This window comes from Haloplanus litoreus, from assembly GCF_045690335.1.
Classification (GTDB): Archaea; Halobacteriota; Halobacteria; order Halobacteriales; family Haloferacaceae; genus Haloplanus; species Haloplanus litoreus.
In genome coordinates, this window is the sequence record NZ_CP147874.1 from 2,659,763 (window position 1) to 2,675,805 (window position 16,043).

Annotated in this window: 22 protein-coding genes; 16 read left to right on the forward strand and 6 right to left on the reverse strand. The window is 66.0% G+C overall.

Annotated elements, in window-relative coordinates:
• Window positions 1-76 precede the first annotated feature (76 nt).
• From V8686_RS14205 to V8686_RS14230, 6 genes are all read left to right on the forward strand, one after another.
• Window positions 77-1,444, forward strand: a complete 1,368-nt coding sequence (locus tag V8686_RS14205) for a substrate-binding protein (RefSeq protein ID WP_379705205.1) — start codon at window positions 77-79, stop codon at window positions 1,442-1,444.
• A 133-nt stretch (window positions 1,445-1,577) separates the two neighbouring features.
• Window positions 1,578-2,519: a branched-chain amino acid ABC transporter permease gene (locus V8686_RS14210; protein WP_379705207.1), complete on the forward strand. Its 942-nt coding sequence runs from the start codon at window positions 1,578-1,580 to the stop codon at window positions 2,517-2,519.
• Window positions 2,516-3,619, forward strand: coding sequence for a branched-chain amino acid ABC transporter permease (locus V8686_RS14215; protein WP_379705209.1), 1,104 nt, complete (start codon window positions 2,516-2,518; stop codon window positions 3,617-3,619). The genes V8686_RS14210 and V8686_RS14215 overlap by 4 nt, the downstream gene beginning before the upstream one ends.
• Window positions 3,619-4,377 carry an ABC transporter ATP-binding protein gene (locus V8686_RS14220; RefSeq protein WP_379705211.1) on the forward strand — a complete coding sequence of 253 codons (759 nt, stop codon included), beginning with the start codon at window positions 3,619-3,621 and terminating at the stop codon, window positions 4,375-4,377. The genes V8686_RS14215 and V8686_RS14220 overlap by 1 nt, the downstream gene beginning before the upstream one ends.
• Entirely contained in the window at window positions 4,374-5,117 is a 744-nt protein-coding gene (locus V8686_RS14225; protein ID WP_379705213.1) for an ABC transporter ATP-binding protein, read from the forward strand. Before V8686_RS14220 ends, V8686_RS14225 begins: the two co-directional genes overlap by 4 nt.
• A gap of 1 nt (window position 5,118) precedes the next feature.
• The gene (locus tag V8686_RS14230) at window positions 5,119-5,805 is read left to right on the forward strand and encodes a thioredoxin domain-containing protein (RefSeq protein WP_379705215.1); all 687 of its coding nucleotides are present in this window, start codon (window positions 5,119-5,121) and stop codon (window positions 5,803-5,805) included.
• On the opposite strand, the gene V8686_RS14235 is transcribed toward V8686_RS14230, so the two are convergent.
• From V8686_RS14235 to V8686_RS14260, 6 genes are all read right to left on the reverse strand, one after another.
• The gene (locus tag V8686_RS14235; RefSeq protein WP_379705217.1) at window positions 5,802-6,200 is read right to left on the reverse strand and encodes a universal stress protein; all 399 of its coding nucleotides are present in this window, start codon (window positions 6,198-6,200) and stop codon (window positions 5,802-5,804) included. The genes V8686_RS14230 and V8686_RS14235 overlap by 4 nt on opposite strands.
• A 23-nt stretch (window positions 6,201-6,223) precedes the next feature.
• Entirely contained in the window at window positions 6,224-6,505 is a 282-nt protein-coding gene (locus tag V8686_RS14240) for a DUF7520 family protein (protein ID WP_379705219.1), read from the reverse strand.
• 225 nt (window positions 6,506-6,730) lie between these two features.
• Window positions 6,731-8,449, reverse strand: a complete 1,719-nt coding sequence (locus V8686_RS14245) for a cbb3-type cytochrome c oxidase subunit I (RefSeq protein ID WP_379706619.1) — start codon at window positions 8,447-8,449, stop codon at window positions 6,731-6,733.
• A 142-nt stretch (window positions 8,450-8,591) separates the two neighbouring features.
• Entirely contained in the window at window positions 8,592-8,888 is a 297-nt protein-coding gene (locus tag V8686_RS14250; protein ID WP_379705221.1) for a DUF6684 family protein, read from the reverse strand.
• 67 nt (window positions 8,889-8,955) lie between these two features.
• Window positions 8,956-9,318 carry a DUF7541 family protein gene (locus V8686_RS14255; protein WP_379705222.1) on the reverse strand — a complete coding sequence of 121 codons (363 nt, stop codon included), beginning with the start codon at window positions 9,316-9,318 and terminating at the stop codon, window positions 8,956-8,958.
• A gap of 44 nt (window positions 9,319-9,362) precedes the next feature.
• Window positions 9,363-9,566, reverse strand: coding sequence for a VNG_1110C family protein (locus V8686_RS14260; protein ID WP_379705224.1), 204 nt, complete (start codon window positions 9,564-9,566; stop codon window positions 9,363-9,365).
• A 124-nt stretch (window positions 9,567-9,690) separates the two neighbouring features.
• Here V8686_RS14260 and V8686_RS14265 point away from each other — a divergent pair, with 124 nt between their 5' ends.
• The 10 genes from V8686_RS14265 to V8686_RS14310 all read left to right on the forward strand — a co-directional run bounded on the left by V8686_RS14265 (window position 9,691) and on the right by V8686_RS14310 (window position 15,959).
• The gene (locus V8686_RS14265) at window positions 9,691-10,803 is read left to right on the forward strand and encodes an OBG GTPase family GTP-binding protein (RefSeq protein ID WP_379705226.1); all 1,113 of its coding nucleotides are present in this window, start codon (window positions 9,691-9,693) and stop codon (window positions 10,801-10,803) included.
• A 1-nt stretch (window position 10,804) separates the two neighbouring features.
• Window positions 10,805-11,257 carry a TIGR04206 family protein gene (locus V8686_RS14270; RefSeq protein ID WP_379705229.1) on the forward strand — a complete coding sequence of 151 codons (453 nt, stop codon included), beginning with the start codon at window positions 10,805-10,807 and terminating at the stop codon, window positions 11,255-11,257.
• 55 nt (window positions 11,258-11,312) lie between these two features.
• Entirely contained in the window at window positions 11,313-12,098 is a 786-nt protein-coding gene (locus V8686_RS14275) for a VOC family protein (RefSeq protein ID WP_379705232.1), read from the forward strand.
• 100 nt (window positions 12,099-12,198) lie between these two features.
• The gene (locus V8686_RS14280) at window positions 12,199-12,480 is read left to right on the forward strand and encodes a 50S ribosomal protein L44e (RefSeq protein ID WP_092631957.1); all 282 of its coding nucleotides are present in this window, start codon (window positions 12,199-12,201) and stop codon (window positions 12,478-12,480) included.
• A complete protein-coding gene (locus V8686_RS14285; protein ID WP_157688946.1) occupies window positions 12,477-12,650 on the forward strand; it encodes a 30S ribosomal protein S27e in 174 nt (57 codons plus the stop codon). Before V8686_RS14280 ends, V8686_RS14285 begins: the two co-directional genes overlap by 4 nt.
• Window positions 12,651-12,660: 10 nt before the next feature.
• Complete coding sequence (locus V8686_RS14290) at window positions 12,661-13,461, forward strand: translation initiation factor IF-2 subunit alpha (protein ID WP_379705237.1); 801 nt, start codon at window positions 12,661-12,663, stop codon at window positions 13,459-13,461.
• A 1-nt stretch (window position 13,462) separates the two neighbouring features.
• A complete protein-coding gene (locus tag V8686_RS14295; protein WP_379705240.1) occupies window positions 13,463-13,645 on the forward strand; it encodes an RNA-protein complex protein Nop10 in 183 nt (60 codons plus the stop codon).
• Between the two features lie 5 nt (window positions 13,646-13,650).
• Window positions 13,651-14,409, forward strand: coding sequence for a proteasome assembly chaperone family protein (locus V8686_RS14300; protein WP_379705243.1), 759 nt, complete (start codon window positions 13,651-13,653; stop codon window positions 14,407-14,409).
• A 73-nt stretch (window positions 14,410-14,482) separates the two neighbouring features.
• The gene (locus V8686_RS14305) at window positions 14,483-15,088 is read left to right on the forward strand and encodes a DnaJ domain-containing protein (protein WP_379705246.1); all 606 of its coding nucleotides are present in this window, start codon (window positions 14,483-14,485) and stop codon (window positions 15,086-15,088) included.
• Window positions 15,089-15,218: 130 nt separating this feature from the next.
• Window positions 15,219-15,959, forward strand: coding sequence for a metallophosphoesterase (locus V8686_RS14310; protein ID WP_379705249.1), 741 nt, complete (start codon window positions 15,219-15,221; stop codon window positions 15,957-15,959).
• Window positions 15,960-16,043: the final 84 nt, after the last annotated feature.

Sequence of the window (16,043 nt, forward strand, 5' to 3'; positions counted from 1 at the left end):
CCCATCGACGTAACTCGATTCGACGTTCGTCTTAGGAACAGTAACTATTATTAAGGTCCTCTCCGCCGGATTGTGTATGGGTAGCAATGGTGACAACGTGGATCGACGTGACGTGATCAAGGCGGCCGGTGCGGCTGGCACCGCCGGCCTCGTTGGACTCGCGGGGTGTTCCGGCGGCGGCGGTGGCGGCGGGGGCGACGGCGGTGGGTCGGAGTACCCCGAACTCGGGAACTATCCCATCGAGGGAGATACGGCGACGCTCGGGTTCAACGTCCCGCAATCCGGGCCGTACGCCTCGGAGGGTGAGGACGAACTCCGCGCCTACGAACTCGCGGTCGAGCATCTGAACAACGGCGGCGGGTGGGTCGACTCCCAGTTCGACGATCTGTCCGGGGACGGCGTCCTCGACTATCAGATCGACTCGGTGAGCGGCGATACGGCGACCGACGCCGACACCGCACGCCAGTCCGCCTCGCGGATGATCCAGCGCGACGACGTGATCATGGTGAGCGGCGGGTCGTCCTCCGCCGTCGCCATCGCCGTGCAGGAGCTGTGTCAGCGCGAGAAAACCCTGTTCATGGCCTGCCTGACCCACTCCAACGAGACGACCGGGGCGAACTGCGTGCGCTACGGCTTTCGCGAGATGTTCAACGCCTACATGACCGGGCAGGCGCTGGCGCCGGTCGTTCAGGAGGAGTACGGGAGCGACCTGCAGTTCTACCAGCTCTACGCCGACTACAGTTGGGGCCAGACCCAGCAGGAGTCGATGAACCAGTTCCTCACGGAGACGGCCGGCTGGGAGCAGGTCGACTCCGTCGCGACGCCGCTCGGGACCAGCGACTACTCCTCGTACCTCTCGGAGGCGTCGAACTCCGGCGCGGACGTGCTCGTCCTCAACCACTACGGGCTGGACGGGGCGACGTCCGCGAGTCAGGCCGTCGACGCCGGTCTGGACGAAGACATGGAGATCCTCGTCCCGCTGTACAACCGCCCGATGGCGGAGGCTGCCGGGGGTGCCATCGAAGGGATCTTCGGCACCGTCGCCTGGGACTCCCAGATCGACAACACTCCGTCCCAGGAGTTCCTGCAGGCCTTCCGGGACGAGTACGACCGCACCCCCTCCGGGCCGGCACAGCTCGCCTACGCCCAGACGCTCCAGTACGCCGCCGCCGTCGAGCGTGCCGGGACGTTCTACCCGCCCGAGGTCATTCGGCAGTTGGAGGGGCTCGAGTACGACAACATCGGTATGGGACCGGAGACGATGCGCGCGTGCGACCACCAGGCTCAGCGCGACGTCCCCGTCGTCCGCGGCCTGCCGGAGTCCGAACAGTCCGAGGGCCAGTACTTCGAGATTATCAACGTCACGAGCCGCGACGAACTCGGCTACGCCTGTGACGCCGGTCCCGCCGCCGAATGCGAACTCGGCGAGTACGGCGACGAGTAACCACGATCACCCGGTGCGAGTCGACATCGCACCGTAGCACAAAATTATAGTAAATAATGCTCAACTACACGCATATGACACTATCAACCGGAGCACCCCGTCGGGTCTCCCGGGGCGCCCGTGGGGGGAGACGATGAGTTTTCACATCGAGGCGATCACCGTCCTGCTCAACGGTCTCCAGCAGGGGGCCATCTACATCCTGCTCGCGGTGGGCCTGTCGATCATCCTCGGCACGCTGAAGTTCGTCAACTTCGCTCACGGCGCGCTGTATCTCATCGGCACCTACGCAGGGCTGTTGTTGGCCCTCGAGGTCAACCTGACGAGCGGACAGCTCCAAGAGTGGGGGTTCAGCCAGTTGGGCCTCGGACTGGGCTACATCCCCGCGCTGCTCATCGTACCCGTCGTCGTCTTCGTCGTCGGACTCGCGATGGAGCGTTTCGTCGTCGAACCGTTCAAGGACCGACCCGACACCGATCAGATTCTGGTCACGTTCGGGCTGGCGATCATCGTCCAGGAACTCTTCCGCGCCTTCTTCGGATCGAGTAGCCTGCCGTTCAGCCAGCCCGCGTGGGCACAGGGCCCGCCCCAGGTCCCCTTCCTCACGGCCATCCCGATCTCCTCGTGGCGGTACTACGTCATCGGCATCACGGCCGTACTGGTGTTGATCGTCTACATCCTCGTGGAGTTCACGGACTTCGGGCTGGTCGTCCGCGCCGGCACCCGTGACCCCGAGATGGTCGAACTCCTCGGCATCCGACTGAGCCGGCCGTACATCGTCGTCTTCGGTATCGGTGCGGCGCTGGCCGGCGTCGCGGGCGTCGTCGGCGGGCCGCTCAACCCCGTCAACCCGACCATCGGCAACGAGATTCTCGTGCCCGCGTTCCTGACCGTCGTCATCGGCGGCGTCGGGTCCATCGCCGGGGCCGTCCTCGGCGGCGTCCTGTTCGGCCTCACACAGGCCATCCTCGTGGCGACGTACTCCGCGTGGGCGCAGGTGGGGCTCTACGCCATCGCGGCCATCATCCTGCTCGTGCGGCCCCAGGGCTTGCTCGGCGAGGCGGAGGTGGCTCCATGAGCGACGAACCCGCACCGGCCAGCGAGTCCGAGGCGGACACCGGCACCGTCTCCGAGATGATCGGCATCTGGGCACCCCGCGGCAACGAGGTGCGCGTCGTCGCCGGCACCGCCGTCGTCCTCGCGCTCTTCCCGTTCGCCTTCGCCCGGATGCCCGTCGTGAGCGATCTGTTGCAGGGCTATCAGAGCCTCGCGACGCTCATCCTCATCTGGGGCATCTTCGCGCTCGGATTCGACCTCCTGCTCGGCTACACCGGCCTGCTGTCCTTCGGTCACGCCGCCTTCTGGGGCAGCGCCGCCTACACGGCCGGAATCTTCAGCCAGAACGTCTCCGGCTCACCGATCCTGATGATGGTCGCCGGCACCGCCTTCGCCGTCCTGCTCGCGTGGGTGCTCGGCTTCCTGTCGCTTCGCCGCGGCGGGATCTACTTCGCCATCCTCACGCTCGCGTTCGCGCAGATGATGTTCTACATGTCCTCGTCGCCGCTCGCGTTCCTAACCGGCGGCGAGAACGGATTCACGGACGTCGAGACGGGCGAACTGTTCGGCACGTTCGCGCTCGAATCCGACCTCCCGGCCGTCCTCGGCACCCTCATGGGAACGTGGCTCTACGCCTTCGTGGCGGTCATCACCCTCCTCTGTGTGGCGCTCGGCTACCGAATCCTCCACTCGCCGTACGGGATGGTGTTCCGAGCGATTCGCGAGAACGAACAGCGCGCGGAGTTCGTGGGTCTCAACGTCTGGCGATACCGGCTGATGTCTTTCATCCTCTCCGGCCTCTTTGCCGGCATCGCCGGGAGCCTGTTCGTCATCCACGGCACCTACGTGCCGCTCGCCTCCCTGTACTGGACCACCAGCGGTGAAGTGGTCATCATGACCGTCCTCGGCGGCACGGGGTCGCTGTTCGGGCCCATCGTGGGTGCGGGTGTCTACCTCTACGTCGAGAACATCGTCAGCGGGGGCCACCCGTTCGACTTCATCGCCCCGTTCTGGCACCTGATCCTCGGACTCGTGTTCGTCGTGACCATCTGGGTCTTCCCCCGGGGCCTCTGGGGCTTCTTCCGCGACGTTCGCGACGCCATCACCGGAGGTGAGAACTGATGGCGCTGCTCGAAACGGACGGACTGGTCAAGGAGTTCGGCGGCCTGGTCGCCACCGACGACGTGAACCTCTCCGTCGAGGAGGACGAACGCGTCTCGATCATCGGTCCCAACGGGGCCGGGAAGTCGACGCTCGTCAATCTCATCACGCGCCGCCTCGATCCGACCGCCGGCGACATCCGATTCAAGGGGGAATCGATCGTGAATCGCGACCCCCACGAGGTGGTGCAGATGGGGATCAGCAAGTCGTTCCAGACGGCCTCCATCTTCTCGGAGCTCACGGTGCGAGAGAACGCCGAGATAGCCGCGCTCGCGGCCGAGCACGGGTCGTTCGGGTTCAAGTTCCTCGAGCATCGGGACAGCCTCACCGAGGTCCACCAGGTTGCCACCGACACCCTCGACGCCGTCGGCCTCCTCGGTCAGGCGGAGCGACAGGCCGCCGAACTCCCCTACGGCGACAAGCGTCGCCTGGAAATCGGCATCGCCCTCGCGGCCGAACCCGACCTCCTGCTGATGGACGAACCGACCGCCGGGATGTCCCCGGAGGAGACGGAAGCGACCGTCGACCTGGTCGAGGAGGTCAAACGCGAACTGGGGCTGACGTTCGTCCTCATCGAACACGACATGGAAATCGTCTTTCGGGTCTCCGACCGGATCGTCGTCCTCAATCGCGGGCGAGTGATCGCCGAGGGGACGCCCGACGAGATCAGGGGCAATCCCGAGGTGCAGGAGGCGTATCTCGGAGGTGTCGACCTGTGACACTACTCGACGTCGACGCCGTCGACGCCTACTACGGCGAGAGCCACATCCTGCGTGATCTCTCGATGACCGTCGAGGAGGGGGAGATCTGTGCGCTCCTCGGACGCAACGGCGCCGGCAAGACGACGACCCTGCGCTCTATCGCCGGCGCGAAACCGCCAGCAGTCCGCGACGGGTCGATCCGGTTCAAGGGCGACGACATCACCGGGATGCCCGCCGACGACGTGGCCATGCAGGGTATCTCGCTGGTGCCCGAGGAGCGGCGCGTGTTCGCCAACCTCACCGTCGAGGAGAACCTCCAGATCGCCGAGGTGTCACGCAACGCCTCGAACACGTGGCGGCGCCACCTCACCACCACCGGAACGTCCATGTCCACCGAGCAGGTGTACGAGGACTTCCCTCGACTGAGAGAGCGCAAGACCCAGAAGGCCGGCACGCTCTCCGGTGGGGAACAGCAGATGCTCGCCATCGCTCGCGCGCTCAAACAGAGCACCGACCTCCTCCTCCTCGACGAACCGTACGAGGGTCTCGCCCCCAAAATCGTCGAGGACGTGGAGGCCGCCATCGAGCGAATCAGCGAGCAGGGTGTCACGATCCTGCTGGTCGAACAGAACGCCGCGGCCGCGATCAAAATCGCCGACCGCGCGTACGTCGTCGACCAGGGACAGGTCGTCTTCGACGGGACGGCGGACGAACTCCGGGACGACGACGAGACCCGCGAACGCTATCTGGGTGTCTGAGATGTGTGCATCCGGACCCTCGGAAGCGGCGCTCGAATCCGCACTGGATCGACTCGTCGAGACCGGGATCGTCGACGAACGGCCCGACGGGACGCTGGTCACGACCGAGGAGTTCGAGGCGGCGCGACGCGTCTACCGCGACACCTACGCGAACGCGGACGACGCCCAGTTCCGACGGACCGTCGCCGAGACGTTCGGCGTGAGCGAGACGACGGCCGCCGACCGCATCGACGACGGGACGGTGACCCGTGAGGATCTGATCGTCACGCTCTCGCTCCGGGCCGTCCTCGACGGGACGGACGATGAGCGACTGGCGACGATGACGGCGCTCGTCGGCGAAATCACGCCCGCGTCGCCGGTGCCGGAGGGAGTGCGAACACTCGACGACGAGGAGTGGGAGGCGTTCCTCGCCGACCACCGTGACGGCGTCGTGACGGTGTGGCGGCGGGACTGTGCGCCCTGCGACGCGCTGAAGGACGATCTCGACGCCGTGTTGGATGCGCTCCCCGACGGCGTCGCCGTCGCCGGCGTGGACGGCGAGGCCGTCCCCGACTTCCGGAACGCGTTCGACGTGACCACGGCGCCGGCGGTCTGCTGTTTCCGGGACGGTGACCTCGTGACGGCCGTGACCGGCCGTGAGCCGCCGTCGCGATACGCCGAGGCGTTCGCCGACTGTTTCGAGACCTAGTTCTCGGTGTCGCCGGCGACCATCACCGGTCGGTCGGCGTTCAGAATCACCGACTGCGTGACGCTACCGAACAGCGCCTTCCCCGTCGGCGATCGCTTCCGCCCGGCCACGACGATGAGGTTCGCGTCCTCGGCCGTCGCGACGTCGAGGATCTGTTCGGCCGGATCGCCGCTGGACTCGGTCACGTCGACGTCGATCCCACGTTCTTCGAGATACTCCGTCGCCTCACGCACCGATCCGATCTGTGCCGCCGAGGCACCGCTCGGATTGTCGGTGAAACTGTGGATGATGGTCACGCGAGTGTCCGAGGCGGCACCCGGCAGGTCGGCGACCGCCCGTGCACACGCGACTGCTCGCTCCTCGTTGTCGTCGACGCCGATAACGACGTGGTACATACACCCCAGTCGACGAGCCAGGACTAAGTGTCTTTACCCCGCGCCGTCTCGGTGTCGAGGCGCTCGGACAGGTAGATCACGAGCAGCAGTGGGATACCGAGGCCGACGGCGACGGTCACCATGCCGTAGGCCGCGAAGCCGAGCGCCGTCGGCGGCAGCGGGATCAGGAAGAACAGCCGTGGGGCACTCCCCATCGTGATGAACGCACCGAGGACGACGCCGAGAACGCCGGCGATGCCGATGATGACCCCATACATGAGCAACACGAACCGGCGGCCGTCGAGGCGCGTCTGCGTCTCGGTCACAGCGACGGTTGGGCCGGGAGGCGATTAGCGCTTTCCCTTCGAACCGATGGGCCTTTGCCGACGCCGGCCGTTCGTGGGAGCATGACCAACCAGGACATTCTCGGCATCATTCTGGGGAGCGTCGCGCTCCTGATGTTCGTCACCGGGATCCTGCTGGCGACCTGACTGCGTCGCGTCGTACCCGCCAGTCGGACCGAATCGCGAAGTCGAAACGGAGCGAGTCGATTACTCGTCGGTCGTTCCGCCGTCGGTGACGACTTCCTCGTCCCCACCGTCGGTGATGGCCGTCTCCATCTTGTTCTCGAACCACTGCCACTCGTTGGTGTACATGCCGTCGTCCCGGAGGTTCCAGGGGTCGCCGTCCTGCACCTTCGGCCCCTCCATCCAGGAGACGACGAAGTTGTACGTCCAGACGAGGCCGCCGATGAACATCAACACGGCACCGAGCGTCGCGAGCTGGTGGAACGTGGCGAACTGCGGCAGGTAGGTCGCGTACCGTCGGGGCATGCCGCCGTACCCCAGCGCGAGCATCGCGAGGAACGTGATGTTCGAGCCGATCATCCAGGTCCAGAAGTGGATCTTCCCGAGCCGGCGCTGGTACATCCGGCCGGCGAACATCGGGAACCAGTAGTAGAGCCCCGCGAACCCGGCGAAGGCGATAGCGCCCATGACGACGTAGTGGAAGTGCCCGACGACGTAGTAGGTGTCGTGAAGCACCAGGTCGACGGGGATGGAGGCGTTGAAGACGCCGGTGACGCCGCCGATGATGAAGTTGGAGACGAAGCCGATACAGAACAGCATCGGCGTCGTCAGGCGGAGGTCACCGTTCCACATCGTCGTGATCCAGTTGAACGTCTTCACCGCGGAGGGGATGGCGATGGCCATCGACACCGCCATGAACGACGCGCGCAGGCGCGGATCCATGCCGGTGGCGAACATGTGGTGGGCCCAGACGCCGAAGGAGAGCACGCCGATGGCGAGCGTGGAGTAGACGACGAACTTGAACCCGAACAGCTGTCGGCCGGAGAAGCGCGGGAGGACGTAGCTGACGATACCCATCGGCGGGAGCACGAGGATGTACACTTCGGGGTGGCCGAAGAACCAGAACAGGTGCTGCCAGAGCATCGTGCCGCCGGCTTCGATAGCGAAGAACGTCGTCCCGAGGTTGCGGTCGAGCAGGAGCATGACCAGCGCGCTCCCGAGCAGCGGGAACGCGAAGAGGATGAGGCCCGACTGGGTGAGGATGGTCCACGAGAAGATGTCGAGGTTGGCCCAGGTCACTTCCTCCGCGCGCTCGGTGAGGATGGTCGCGATGAAGTTGATCGATCCCATCGTCGCCGAGACGCCGGTGAGGTGGAGACCGAGGATCATGAGGTCGACCCCGGCGTTGGCCTGACTCCCGCCGCCAACGCCCGCCGAGAGCGGGGTGTAGAGCGTCCAAGCGGTCTGGGCGGGGATGACGTCACCGAGCGGGAAGAAGCCCGCCCAGATGAGCAGTGCGCCCGGCGGCAGCAGCCAGAACGCGATGGCGTTGATCCGCGGGAACGCCATGTCGTCCGCGCCGATGAGCAGGGGGACGAGGTAGTTCGCGAACGCCGCGATGATGGGCGTCCCGAACAGGAACAGCATGGTGATCCCGTGACTCGTCAACAGGGAGTTGTAAAACGAGTTCGAGATCAGCGTCATGCCGGGATCGATCAGTTCGATCCGCATGATCATGATCATCAGGCCACCGACGACGAACGCGAGGACGCCGTAGGCGCCGTACAGCATTCCGATATCCTTGTGGTCGACCGTCGTCAGCCAACGGCTGATTCCGGCCGGCTTCTCCTTCGAAACGTAGCCAGACTCGCCGGCCGCGCCGCCGCTCCCGAGCGGCGTGTACGACCGCCAGTCTTCGATCCGCGCGAGCCACGCGGCGATGATCACGAGGAAGAGCCCCATGAGCACCGTCAACGCTAACTGTCCGGTGATCTGCATGGACGATTCTCAGGAACGCAGGGTTAAGAAATATTCGGGTGCGATTCGCGAATATTCGACCGACGCGCGAGGCTCGTGGAGGGGCTGACGACCGCTCCGAACGCGCTCACTCCTCGTGCTCGTCTTCGATCGGTTCGGCGCCGTCGACCGTCGCGGCGCCGGGCATGTACACTGGGTCGCTCTTCTCCGTCGACGCGATGGCCTTACCCGACAGGTACGTCAGAATCGCGAGTAGGACGAAGGGCGCGACCAGCAGCACGTACTGGAGAATCCGTCCCACCGAGCCGAGTTTGAACGGGTTGAACAGGGCGTATCCGACGATGAAAAAGAGGATGATGAACAGCGGAATGAAATTCACCGTCAGATCGAGGAGCGTGTCCCGATCGAACACTTTCGTCGCCATGTCCCATGCAAAACGGAGGCCGAACAAATAGGTTTCTATACCTCCGACCGGGCCGACGTCGACGCGCTCAGATCGGTTCGCGTTTCGGGACGAAGAGTTCGCCGCTGATGCCCGCGAAGGCGAGGATTCCCCCCGCGGTGATGATCGCGTACCCGCGCGTCACCAGATTCACGTCGGAGAAGGTGAACACCCCACCGACGACGAAGAGGAGGACAGCAAAGACCGCGAGCGGTCGCCACACCGTCTCGACGTAGCCCGCCTCCCGGATCATCCCGGTGAGACTTCCACAGAACAGGAGCAAACCCGCCACGGCGACGACGAACACGTCGAACAGGATGCCGAGTTCCGCGAGCGGGATTCCGAACGCGACGAACGGTGGCCAGGGACTCGCCATCCGATACTGATCGCTCAATCCCGGTTGATCGTCCATACGCGTCGTAGGAAGTCGACGGTAGAAAACGCTTCGACCCGTCGTTACGCGAGATTGATGCCGTGCCGGGCGAGAAACTGTGCGACCGCCTTGATCTCGACCGGACTGCCGATGATCCGACAGGTCGTGTCGTCCATCGTAAACACCGTGACGGCGAAGTCTGCCTCGAGGTCCTCCCGCAACCCCGATAGATCTTCGCGGGGCAGGACGATCTGTGTACTGTCTCGCAGTCGCTCGGGATCCGGCATCGATGGCTATCGAAAGTGTCCCCGTACCGCGATATAACCGTGTCGAAACATCATCACTTCCGGGGCGTGACCACGCGACCCGGAAGGAACAGGTTTTTCGACGCCGCCGGCCGAGAGGCGGGTAATGGGTCTGGAGGAGGAAATCGAGGACCTCCGCGAGGAGATCGCCAACACGCCGTACAACAAATCGACCGAACAGCACATCGGCCGGCTGAAGGCGAAGCTCGCGGAAAAAAAAGAGAAACTCGAGAAACAGGCCTCCTCGGGTGGTGGCGGAGGCTACGCCGTCGAGAAGACCGGCGACGCCACCGTCGGACTCGTCGGGTTCCCGAGCGTCGGCAAGTCGACCCTGCTCAACGCGCTCACCAACGCCGAGAGCGAGGTCGGGGAGTACGAGTTCACCACCCTCGACGTGAACCCGGGAATGCTCAAGTACAACGGCGCCAACATCCAGATCCTCGACGTCCCGGGCCTCATCGAGGGCGCGGCCGGCGGGCGCGGCGGGGGACAGGAGGTTCTCTCGGTCGTCCGGACGACCGACCTCGTGGTGTACGTACTGTCGGTGTTCGAGATCCAACAGTACGACCGCCTCAGCGAGGAACTCTACGCCAACAAGGTTCGCCTCGACACGTCTCCGCCGAACCTCTCCATCTCCAAGACCGGCAAGGGCGGCCTGCGAGTGACGAAATCCGACGACGTGAACCTCGACGAGGGGACGATCAAGGGCGTCCTGCGCGAACACGGCTACGTCAACGCCGACGTGACCATCCGCGGGGACTGCACCATCGACGAACTCATCGACGGCATCCAGGACAACCGGGTGTATCTTCCCTCCATCGTCGCCGTCAACAAGGCCGATCTGATCGACCGGGACTACCTCCCCACCGTGGAGGAGGAACTTCGAGAGCACGGGCTCGACCCGGAGAACGTGGTGTTCATCAGCGCCGAGGAGGAACGCGGGCTCGACGCCCTGAAAGAGGAGATCTGGGATGCCCTGGGATTGATCCGGGTGTACATGGACAAACCGGGCCGCGGCGTCGACTACGAGGAACCGCTCGTCCTCCGACAGGGCGACCACACCGTCGACGACGCGCTGCACAAACTCGGCGGGACGCTGGAGGAACGGTTCCGCTTCGCCCGCGTCACCGGTCCCAGTGCGAAACACGACGAACAGCAGGTCGGCCGTGACCACGAACTCCAGGACGAGGACGTGATGCGCGTCGTCGCCCGCCGGTAGCGTGTCCGACCGTTCGGCCGGCCCGCTGGTTGGCATCCTCGCGTTGCTCGCGGTGCCGTGGTCCGTCCAGACGTTCGCGGGTGGACGCCCACCCGGGTTCGTCTTCGCCTGGGGACTGGTCAACGTTGACCCCCTCTCGATCACCTTCCTGTGGGAGTTCCTGTTCCGATACACGACCGGTCTGCCCGAGTACATCCTCGCGTGGCCGCTCTCGGTTCTCTGCTACCTTCTCGCGCTCGCGAGCGCGCTCGTCGGACGCCTCTTCGGTCCCGAGGGGGGAGACGTCCGCGTGACTGCGGGGTTGCTCGCGGCTGCCGGTGTCGCGCAGGTGACCCTCGCCCGTGGCTTCTCCTTTCAGCCCGGCCGCACCGCCTGGCCGCTCGGGACGCTCGCCTGTCTGATCGTCGCGTGGTGGGTGTACACGCGGCCGGACGCGACTCGTCGGGGTGAGTGACCGCGCGACCGGCGGTCCCGGTACGCTTTTCGGCTCGCCGGTCCACCTGACGTCCATGGACGGAACGCTCGACCACGTCATGATGCGCGTCGCCGACCTCGAGGACTCGCTCGACTGGTACGGCTCGCATCTCGACTACGAGGAGAAGGACCGCTGGGAAGCCGACGACTTCACCATCGTCTACCTCGGCCCGGAGGACATGCACGAGGAGGGAGCGATGCTGGAGCTCACGCACAACCACGACGGCGCCCCGGAGGAGATGGGCGACGCCTGGGGGCACATCGCCGTGCGCGTCGAGGACGTCTACGACGCCTACGAGGAACTGATCGACGCCGGCGTCGAGGACTACCGCGACCCCGACTCCTGTGGCGGGAGCTACGCGTTCGTGAAGGACCCGGACGGCCACGAGGTGGAACTGGTCGAACGCGACCAGGGCGCACGGTGGAGCCTCGATCACACGATGATCCGCGTCGAGGACGCCGACGCCGCCCTCGGCTTCTGGATGCGGAAGTTCGAACACGTCCCCACCGGCCGCTGGGAGTCCGATACGTTCGCCAACTACTTCACCAAGCCGGCGGGCGCGGCGCCGGAGGCGATGGCGGTCGAACTCACCTACAACTACGACGGCCGGAGTTACGAGATGGGCGACGCGTGGGGCCACCTCTGTGTCCGGGTCGACGACCTGCACGACGACTGGGAGCAACTCATGGTTCGCGAGGCCGCGGACTACCGCGATCCGGCCTCCTGTGACGACGCGTACGCCTTCACGAAGGATCAGGACGGCCACGAAATCGAACTCATCGAACGCGAGAGTCTGTCACCGCCGCTGTTCCCCGAGTAACGCCCCGTCGGACCGCCCCGCGTCGCCCCGTCGGACCGTCGAGCGGACACCGAACGGGTTTTAACGCCCGGCGTGAAATTCCCGGTAAGGTAGATTATCTATGCAGATGCCACGCCGATTCAACACGTACTGCCCGCACTGCAACGGGCACTTCGAGCACGAGGTCGAGAAAGTGCGTCGCGGTCGTGAGACGGGGATGAAGTGGATCGACCGGCAACGCGAGCGCAACACGTCCACCATCGGCAACGCCGGCAAGTTCTCGAAAGTTCCTGGCGGCGACAAGCCGACGAAGAAGACCAACCTGAAGTACCGCTGCTCCGAGTGCGGCAAGGCCCACATGCGCGAAGGCTGGCGCGCCGGCCGACTGGAGTTCCAGGAATGACGGGGAACTTCGTCACCGTCGAGTGCGCGGACTGTGGCAACGAACAGACCGTCTTCGACAAGGTGTCGACGACCGTGAACTGTGCGGTCTGTGGAAGCACGCTCGCCCGCCCGACCGGCGGCCACGCCGCCTTCGAGGGTGAGGTCACCGGCACCGTCGAGGCACGCTGACATCCACACCATGAAGTACAGTGGCTGGCCCGAACCGGGTGAACTCGTCGTCGGCAAGGTCGACGAGATAACCGATTTCGGCGTGTTCGTCGACCTCGAAGAGTACGAGGACAAACGCGGCCTCGCCCACATCAGCGAAGTCGCCAGTGGCTGGATCAAGAACGTCCGCGACCACGTCCGCGAGGGACAGACGGTGGTCGCGAAGGTGCTCGACGTCGACGAGAGCTCACAACAGATCGACCTCTCGATCAAGGACGTCAACGAACACCAGCACAAAGAGAAGATCCAGGAGTGGAAAAACGAGCAGAAGGCCGACAAGTGGATGTCACTCGCTTTCGGCGAGGACGTCTCCGACGAGCAGTACGGGGCGGTCGCCGACGCGCTGCTCGCCGAGTTCGAGAGTCTCTACGACGCCTTCGAGTCGGCGGCCATCCACGGGAACGAGGCTCTCGAGGACGTCGACCTGGACGACGGGGACGTCGACACAATCGTCGAGACGGCCCGCGAGAACGTCTCGGTCCCCTACGTCAACGTGACGGGCTACGTCGACCTGGAGTGTCCGAGCGGCGACGGCGTCGACCACATCAAGGAGGCGCTCCGAGCCGCCGAGGGCAACGGCGACGTGGGCGGCGAAATCGACCTGTCGGTGTCCTACGTCGGGTCGCCGGAGTACCGCATCCAGGTGCAGGCGCCCGACTACAAGCGGGCGGAGTCGGAACTCGAAGCCAGCGCCGAGCGCGCCCGCGAGTCTATCACGGCCGCGGGCGGCACGGGGCGGTACCACCGCGAACGCGAGACCGACGACGAGTAGTATGAGAGCGGACATCCGGGTGTGTGGGTCCTGGCGCACGGCCCACGACCGCCCGGTGTACACCCTCGGGGAGACGTGCCCCGAGTGCGGTGCCGAGGCGGTCAACAGCGCCCCGGCACCGTTCGATCCTGCCGATCCGTACGGGGAGTACCGACGCGCTCTTAAGCGCCGCGAACGCGAGTAGGCGGTATGGACGCCATCGAGATCGAGACGGTCGCGGAGCCGACGCTGTCGGACCCGGTGTTGATCGAAGGGCTACCCGGCGTCGGCCACGTGGGGAAACTCGCCGCGGAGTATCTTCTCGAAGAGTGCAACAGCGAACTCGTCCGCCGTGTGTACGCCGACGAATTCCCCCCGCAGGTGAGTATCGACGACGACGGCGTCGCGGAACTGGTCTGTGCGGAGTTTCACGCCGTCGAGACGGGCGGCCGCGACCTGCTCGTCCTCACCGGCGACCATCAGGCGGGGAGCAACGCCGGCCACTACCACCTCACCGAGTCGTTCCTCGACATCGCGGAGGGGTTCGGGGTCGAGCGGCTGTTCGCCCTCGGCGGCGTGCCGACTGGCGAACTCATCGAGGAGTATCACGTCCTCGGGGCGGTTACGAACGCCGATCTGAAAGACGGCCTGGAGGCCGAAGGCGTCGAGTTCCGCGAGGACGAACCCGCCGGGGGTATCGTCGGTGTCAGCGGGCTGTTGCTCGGCCTGGGCGGCCGTCGGAGCCTGGACGCCGCCTGTCTGATGGGCGAGACGAGCGGTTACCTGGTCGACCCCAAGAGCGCCCGAGCGGTACTCGAAGTGCTGGAGGCGACGCTCGACTTCGAACTCGACTACGCATCTCTGGAGGACCGCGCCGAGGAGATGGAGGAAGTCGTCGGCAAGATTCAGGAGATGCAGAACCAGAGCGCCCAGGTGCCGACTGACGACGACCTGCGGTACATCGGGTGAGGTCGGGGCCGTGCCGGGCGAGCGCCTCACGGTCGGCGAGAAATACTTTACTGCGGGCCGCTAACGCCGAGGCGTGCTGCTGGAGTGGCTGCGTCTGTTGCCGACCTGGCTGGTCGCCGGAGGCGCCCTGGGCGTCGTCGTCGCCCTTCTGGTCGTCGGCATCTTCGTCGCGGGCGACCGCCTCTTTCCGGCCCCGCCGGCGGATCGCAGTCGACGGATCGACGGGACCGACCGGCGGCGGGCAGAGATCAGAACCTACCTCGACTCCATCGGGGAACGATACGTCGAGGACGCGTCGGTCCACGATCACACGGTCGCGTTCTACCTTCCCGAACGGGACGTGGCCATCACGTTCGACCCACAGGCCTACTTCGGCATCGAGCGATCGGGGACCGACGCCGTCCTCTGTGAACACGAGATGCCAGGGGCACAACTGGGCCGCCGCCTGCCCTTCGACGTGCCGGGTGCCGGGTCGCGCGCCGACGCGACCACCATCGGCGGGGGGTCGATCAGCGCCGCGTTCTCGCAGCTGGGACTCTCGCCCAGCGCCGACGCCGACGAGGTGCGAGCGGCCTACCGCCGGCGCGTGAAAGACGTCCACCCCGACCAGGGTGGGGACAGCGAGTCGTTCCGACGCCTCCGCGAGGCCTACACGACCGCGAAGGAACACGCGGACTGATACTGACTGTTGTCGGTCGTGTCCCGGCCGTCGCCGACCGCGGTGACGACGACGGCCGGTAACCAGTGACGACGATCCATCCGGGGTGAGGTCCCGTCACCGCTTTGTCCGTTCGGTCCGTGGGTCGTCCGTGTCGGCGCCGACCACCCACAGACGGGCGGCTTTCCTCTCCGCGACGTCGACGCTCGTCGTCGCCGACCTCCACGTCGGCCGCGCCGAGGCGTCGAACGTCGGCCTCCTGTTGGACGAACGAGCGGACCTCAGAAGCCGGCTGACGGCGGCACTCGCGGCCACGGACCCGGAGACGGTGATCTTCGCTGGCGATCTGCTCCACCGCTTCGGCGCACCGACGCCCCGAGCGGTGGCGACGGTACGGGACCTGGCGGGGCTGGTTCGGGCCACGGGTGCGCGGCCGGTTGCGGTCGCCGGAAACCACGACGGCGGCCTGACCGATGCGTGGCCGGGACCAGTCCACGACGCCTACCGACTGGCGGACGGGACCGTCGTCTGTCACGGACACGCGGTCCCCGAGGTGGACGGCGAGCGGTACGTCTGCGGGCACGTCCACCCGGCGCTCACGGTCGGAGGGCGGAAGCACGACTGTTTCCTGCGGACGGCGGCGGGCTACCGCGACCGACCGGTACTGGTGGTGCCGGCGTTTTCGGCGCTCGCCGCGGGGGTCCGACTCGAGGAACGGGCGACGGTGGACTCGCCGCTGGTGCCCGACATGGAGTCGGTCCGGCCCGGCGTCGTCCAGAGCGGGGCGGTAGCCCCCGAGGGTCGGCGGACGGAAACCGGCGATGACGACCCGGCGGCGACGTTGTGGTTTCCACCGCTCGCGGACCTGCGACCGTCCCTCCGGCAGCGATAAGATTTACTCGACGGAGGTTCTCGGCCGAGGTATGCATCGACGGCCAGGGCCACGGCGACGTCCCGGGAATCGAGTCGGTCGACG

What these genes read in the sequence shown, in the direction of transcription:
- V8686_RS14205 (WP_379705205.1), top strand. Translation starts at nt 77, where the DNA reads ATGGGTAGCAATGGTGACAACGTGGATCGACGTGACGTGATCAAGGCG.
- V8686_RS14210 (WP_379705207.1), top strand. Translation starts at nt 1,578, where the DNA reads ATGAGTTTTCACATCGAGGCGATCACCGTCCTGCTCAACGGTCTCCAG.
- V8686_RS14215 (WP_379705209.1), top strand. Translation starts at nt 2,516, where the DNA reads ATGAGCGACGAACCCGCACCGGCCAGCGAGTCCGAGGCGGACACCGGC.
- V8686_RS14220 (WP_379705211.1), top strand. Translation starts at nt 3,619, where the DNA reads ATGGCGCTGCTCGAAACGGACGGACTGGTCAAGGAGTTCGGCGGCCTG.
- V8686_RS14230 (WP_379705215.1), top strand. Translation starts at nt 5,119, where the DNA reads ATGTGTGCATCCGGACCCTCGGAAGCGGCGCTCGAATCCGCACTGGAT.
- V8686_RS14235 (WP_379705217.1), bottom strand. Translation starts at nt 6,200, where the DNA reads ATGTACCACGTCGTTATCGGCGTCGACGACAACGAGGAGCGAGCAGTC.
- V8686_RS14245 (WP_379706619.1), bottom strand. Translation starts at nt 8,449, where the DNA reads ATGGGGCTCTTCCTCGTGATCATCGCCGCGTGGCTCGCGCGGATCGAA.
- V8686_RS14250 (WP_379705221.1), bottom strand. Translation starts at nt 8,888, where the DNA reads ATGGCGACGAAAGTGTTCGATCGGGACACGCTCCTCGATCTGACGGTG.
- V8686_RS14255 (WP_379705222.1), bottom strand. Translation starts at nt 9,318, where the DNA reads ATGGACGATCAACCGGGATTGAGCGATCAGTATCGGATGGCGAGTCCC.
- V8686_RS14260 (WP_379705224.1), bottom strand. Translation starts at nt 9,566, where the DNA reads ATGCCGGATCCCGAGCGACTGCGAGACAGTACACAGATCGTCCTGCCC.
- V8686_RS14265 (WP_379705226.1), top strand. Translation starts at nt 9,691, where the DNA reads ATGGGTCTGGAGGAGGAAATCGAGGACCTCCGCGAGGAGATCGCCAAC.
- V8686_RS14275 (WP_379705232.1), top strand. Translation starts at nt 11,313, where the DNA reads ATGGACGGAACGCTCGACCACGTCATGATGCGCGTCGCCGACCTCGAG.
- V8686_RS14280 (WP_092631957.1), top strand. Translation starts at nt 12,199, where the DNA reads ATGCAGATGCCACGCCGATTCAACACGTACTGCCCGCACTGCAACGGG.
- V8686_RS14285 (WP_157688946.1), top strand. Translation starts at nt 12,477, where the DNA reads ATGACGGGGAACTTCGTCACCGTCGAGTGCGCGGACTGTGGCAACGAA.
- V8686_RS14290 (WP_379705237.1), top strand. Translation starts at nt 12,661, where the DNA reads ATGAAGTACAGTGGCTGGCCCGAACCGGGTGAACTCGTCGTCGGCAAG.
- V8686_RS14295 (WP_379705240.1), top strand. Translation starts at nt 13,463, where the DNA reads ATGAGAGCGGACATCCGGGTGTGTGGGTCCTGGCGCACGGCCCACGAC.
- V8686_RS14300 (WP_379705243.1), top strand. Translation starts at nt 13,651, where the DNA reads ATGGACGCCATCGAGATCGAGACGGTCGCGGAGCCGACGCTGTCGGAC.